4 protein-coding genes, 1 tRNA gene and 1 pseudogene are annotated in these 4,538 nt (G+C 51.8%); all 6 read right to left on the reverse strand.

Going from position 1 to position 4,538, the window contains the following annotated elements; genetic code table 11:
- A pseudogene (locus tag lacNas_RS14335) lies at nt 1-176 on the reverse strand (peptide ABC transporter substrate-binding protein); the annotation flags it as partial.
- Between the two features lie 233 nt (nt 177-409).
- Nucleotides 410-2,047, reverse strand: a complete 1,638-nt coding sequence (locus lacNas_RS11325; RefSeq protein WP_201330918.1) for a peptide ABC transporter substrate-binding protein — start codon at nt 2,045-2,047, stop codon at nt 410-412.
- A 199-nt stretch (nt 2,048-2,246) separates the two neighbouring features.
- On the reverse strand, nt 2,247-2,897 hold the full coding sequence (locus lacNas_RS11330; RefSeq protein ID WP_201330919.1) for an HD domain-containing protein: 651 nt from the start codon (nt 2,895-2,897) through the stop codon (nt 2,247-2,249).
- Between the two features lie 85 nt (nt 2,898-2,982).
- Complete coding sequence (locus lacNas_RS11335) at nt 2,983-4,131, reverse strand: diguanylate cyclase domain-containing protein (RefSeq protein ID WP_201330920.1); 1,149 nt, start codon at nt 4,129-4,131, stop codon at nt 2,983-2,985.
- Nucleotides 4,132-4,240: 109 nt separating this feature from the next.
- Nucleotides 4,241-4,313 (reverse strand) — tRNA-Thr (locus lacNas_RS11340).
- A gap of 98 nt (nt 4,314-4,411) precedes the next feature.
- On the reverse strand, nt 4,412-4,538 hold a 127-nt coding region (locus lacNas_RS14595; protein ID WP_373868169.1), incomplete at its 5' end, for a hypothetical protein.

Raw genomic sequence — 4,538 nt, forward strand, 5'->3', positions numbered from 1 at the left:
GAAGTGGCGTCAGTAGCCTTGGACATGTCCATCGTTGGAATTTCAGAGGCAACCGTCCAGTTCAAAGTCTTCTTTGAGGAAGAAGAAGAACTACTGCTGTTGCTGCCGCAGGCAGCCAAAAGAGCAGCTGATGCCAGCACAGTTGCACCAATGCTCAAAGTCTTAGATAACTTCATCTTTTTTCTCCTTATAACACATATTTGTTTTGTCGACCCGCGCGGCACACACAGCATAACCGCCGCAACTTAGTCAACATGACAGCTTGATTATAATTCTAAGTTAGAACGTTTTCAAGGGTTAACTTAAAAAAAGATAAGTTTTTACAAAAAAATAAACAAGAAAAAGACAAAAAAGAAGCGGCCAAATGGCCGCTTCTTGTCAATTTCTTTTAATTTTTTGCCAGCTCAGCTTACTTGCTGCTGGTGATGTAGGCGTTCTTGAAGTTCCAAGTCCCGCGGTTCTGGATGACGCCCTTGACGCTCGGCCGGATCAAGGAAGCGGTCGTGCTGTAGTAAAGCGGTGAAATACCAGTGTTGTTAAGCAGGATGTTTTCCGCCTTGGTCAGGTCGCTCCAGCGCTTGCTGGTTGAAGACGTGGTCTTGGAATCGGCAATCAGCTTGTCGTAAGTCGAGTTCTTCCACTTGCCGTTGTTTTCAGAGTTGGTTGAAGTAAACAGGTCCAGGAAGGAGATCGGGTCGGCGAAGTCGGCACTCCAGCCGGAGATTACGACGTCGAAGTTGCCGGAAGTCGACCGGGACAGCCGGGTCTTGAACGGCAGGTTCTGAACGGTGACGCTGACCTTGCCGTTGAAGGCTGATTCGATGTTGGACTGCAGCAGTTCCGCGGTCTTCTTGCCCGAGTCGGTGTCGTCGGCCAGGATCTTGAAGCTGAACTTGCTTACGCCCAGTTCCTTCAGCCCCTTCTTAAGGTACTTCATGGCTTCGCTCTTCTTGCTTGAAGACGGGTAGTAGCTTTCAGCAGATGAAGACAGGAGCTTGGTGTAGTCCTTGCCGTTGACTTCGGTCAGGCCCGGAGGAGTCAGCGTGTTGGCAGCCACGTTGTTGCCGCCCAGCGATGAAACCAGGCCCTTGCGGTTGATGGCCAAAGACAGGGCCTTGCGGATGTTGGCGTTGGCCAGGTACTTGTTCTTGGCAATGTTGAACTGCATGTAGAAGGTCGCGCCCTGGTTCAGGGTGGTGTAGCCCTTGGTGCTCTTCAGCTGCTTGGTTTCTGAAGAGTCCAGGCTGGTGTAGTCAAGCTTGCCGCTTTGGTAGAGGTTGTAGGAAGTTGACGGCGTCTTCTGCACGCTCCAAGTGATCTTGTTCAGCTTGACGCTCTTCTTGTCCCAGTAGTACTTGTTCTTGACCATCGTCCAGGACAGGTTGGACCCGGTCCAGCCCTTTTGCACGAACGGCCCATTGTAGACCATGTACTTGGAAGCAGTACCGTATTTGGAGCCGTACTTCTTGACCGCCTTTTCGGACTGCGGGAAGAAGACGGCAAAGCCCATCAGCTTGTCAAAGTATGGAATCCGCCGCTCCAGGGTCACGACCAGCTTGTACTTGCCGACTGCCTTGATCCCCAGGCTGCTTACGCTCTTCTTGCCGGCGATGATCGCGTCGGCGTTCTTGATGCCGCTGAAGAGGTAGGAATATTGAGAAGCGGTCTTCGGGTTGACGGTTCTGCGCCAGGAGTAGACAAAGTCCTTGGCGGTAACTTCCGTCCCGTCGCTCCACTTTGACTTGCGCAAAGTATAAGTGTAGGTCTTGCCATCCTTAGAAACCTTTTCGCTGGTGGCCAGACCCTTTTCCAATTTGGAGTTCTTGCCCAGCCGGTACAAGCCTTCCATCGTGTTGGAAATCTGGTTGAAAGAAGTCGAGTCGGTTGCCTTGGACAGGTCCATCGTTGGAATTTCAGAAGCAACCGTCCAGTTCAAGGTCTTTCTGGTTGACTTCGTAGACGACGAGCTTGAACTGCCGCAGGCAGCCAGCATCATGGCAGATAATGCTGCAGTCGCGCCCACGCCTAAAAATTTGGAAATTTTCATAATGCTTTCTCCTTACTTAACTATACTGAGGGCTAACTCACATGTCTAACCAAAAGTTTAATATTCTCGTTAACGAAAAGCAAGGATAATTTCATTTAAAATTCATCTGTACTAAGGCTGAGTAAGCGGTATAACTGAATTCCACGCTGGTTCTTAAATGTTTCTATACTTTCTTAAGGATCGGTAAACTTCTTTAAATTTAATCTAAATCCCATTCATGTCTAAATTCCCGTATAAAGTCTCTCATGTATTCTGTCCGCCGGTGAGCTTCTTTTTGTGCTGCCCGGGTGTTCATCAATCCCTCCAGTTTGAAAAGTTTTTCATAAAAATGATTGATCGTCGTTTCCTCATGGCTGCGGTACTGGTCGTGGTTCACCAGCTCCATCGGCGGGATTTCCGGGTCGTAGATCTTGTTGTCGTGCTTGCCGCCGTACACGAAGGCACGCGCGATGCCCATGGCGCCGAGCGATTCCAGCCGGTCGGCATCCTGGACGTACTCCCCTTCCAAGGAGAGTTGGTAGTGCTGGTCGATGTTTTTGGAAAAAGACATGTGCTCGATCGTGAAAAAGACGTTCTCCTGGTCGGCCGCCTCCAGGCCGGCCCGGTCAAACAATTCCTGCAGCTGGTCCAGGACCTGGCGCGGATTTGAGCAGACCTTCTCATCGATCGTATCGTGCACCATGCCGGCCACATAGGCCAGGTCGCGGCTTCTCTGCCCAGCTTCCGGGTAATCCGCCAGCAGCATCCGTTCGGCCAGCACGGCTACCCTTTGCCCATGGTAGAAGTCATGCCCGGTTCTTTCTTCGGCCAGATTTTCTTTGACAAAAGCAGCGATCAGTTTTCGTTCCATTTTTACCTCCGTGTTTAACTCTAATTATTTTTTCAATTATAGCGGACGAATGCAAAAATGCAAGCAAAAAAGAGAACTAGTGTTTCTAGTTCTCTTTGGTCAGCTTATAATCTGCCTGCAATGATAAAGTAACGTAAAAGACCTTGCCATAGCGGTCATCCTCTACCAGCCGGCTCTTGCTGAAGACGTGCTTGTGGCCGCCGTCCCTGCCCAGCAGACGACAGGAAAGAAAGCGCGGCTGCTGGGAAGTCTTGACGTCTTCGTTCATCTGCAGGTCAATCAAGGCCCGGTCGCCTGGATAGACCAGGTTCAGCAGGCGGCCGGCCGTGAATTCGACCAGGTCGGCGAAATCCTTGAAGCCGAGCAGTTCCAGCAGGGACTGGTTGGCAAACAGAATCTCCCGGCTGCCCTCGGCCTGGCAGATGAAAAAGGACACCGGCAGGTTGTCCGCCACTTCCCGCAGGGTGAAGCCGAATTGGCGTCGGTCAGCCTTTGTCATCGATTCCTCATACTCCCGCCAGCCGTTCTTGCCCTCATCCTTGACCACGTACAGGGCCAGGTCGGCCTTGGCCAAGGCATCGGCAACGGAAAAAGCCTGGCGCGGGTAGCAGACGTAACCCAGCGAAATCGAAAATGGGTACTGCTGGTCCTTGGCCGAGAAAACCTGGTGCAGGTTGGCCAGATTCATGACCCGGTCGGTGCTTACGCCGGGAACGAAGGCGCAGAACTCGTCCCCGCCGTTGCGGCAGATGATCGCCTCCGGACCCAGCGTGCTTTCCATGTTGAGCGCCAGGGTCACCAGCACCTGGTCGCCGATGTCGTGCCCGTAGACGTCGTTGATCAGCTTGAAATTGTCGATGTCGAGCATGACGAAGCTGCCCCGGGCGGCCGGATGCAGCCGGAGGTACTCGCCGATTTTTTCATCAAAAGCCGACCGGTTCAGCAGCGTCGTCAGCCCGTCGCGGCCGGACATGAATTCCAGCTGCTTCTGCTTGCTGATGAAATAGCGCAAGAGCACGAGCAGGGCTGTCAGCAAAGCTGCTATCAAAAGGTGCGCCGGCAGCAGCTGCCCCTCCAGCAGGTAAAAGTGGCCGTCATCGACCACAAAATCCGGCTTTCTGTTTTCAATTGCGGCCAAGACCACGACAAATATCGCCAGCACAATGGCCGCGTCATTGGCAAAGTTGGTGAATCGCCGCTGGACGACCAACAACCGGGCCGACAAGTTACGCATGCGATCCCTCCAAAAAATAACTGTTGACTAATAATGCTTAGTATAACAGTCTTCAGAAACAAGATGCAAATATTTTAATTAATTTTGCTGATAAGTTAGGACTATTTTAAGCTGCTAGCCAGATTTGAACTGGCGACCTCCTCCTTACCACGGCGGTGCTCTACCTCCTGAGCTACAGCAGCGACTTAATTGTAACATGTTCAGCCACTGAAGGCCCAGCTTATTTTTCAGCAAAAAAAGAGACCTCCCCTTCCAGAGAAATCTCTTTTGCTCTTTTGACTTAGTCCTTGACGTGCACCAAAGTGTACTTCTTCTTGCCCTTGCGGACGATGACGAACTTGCCGTCAAAAGCAGCAGCCGGATCGACTTCGAAGTCGGTGTCCTGGATCCGGTCGCCGTTGATGTAG

The organism is Lactobacillus nasalidis (assembly GCF_016587775.1).
GTDB classification, from domain to species: domain Bacteria; phylum Bacillota; class Bacilli; order Lactobacillales; family Lactobacillaceae; genus Lactobacillus; species Lactobacillus nasalidis.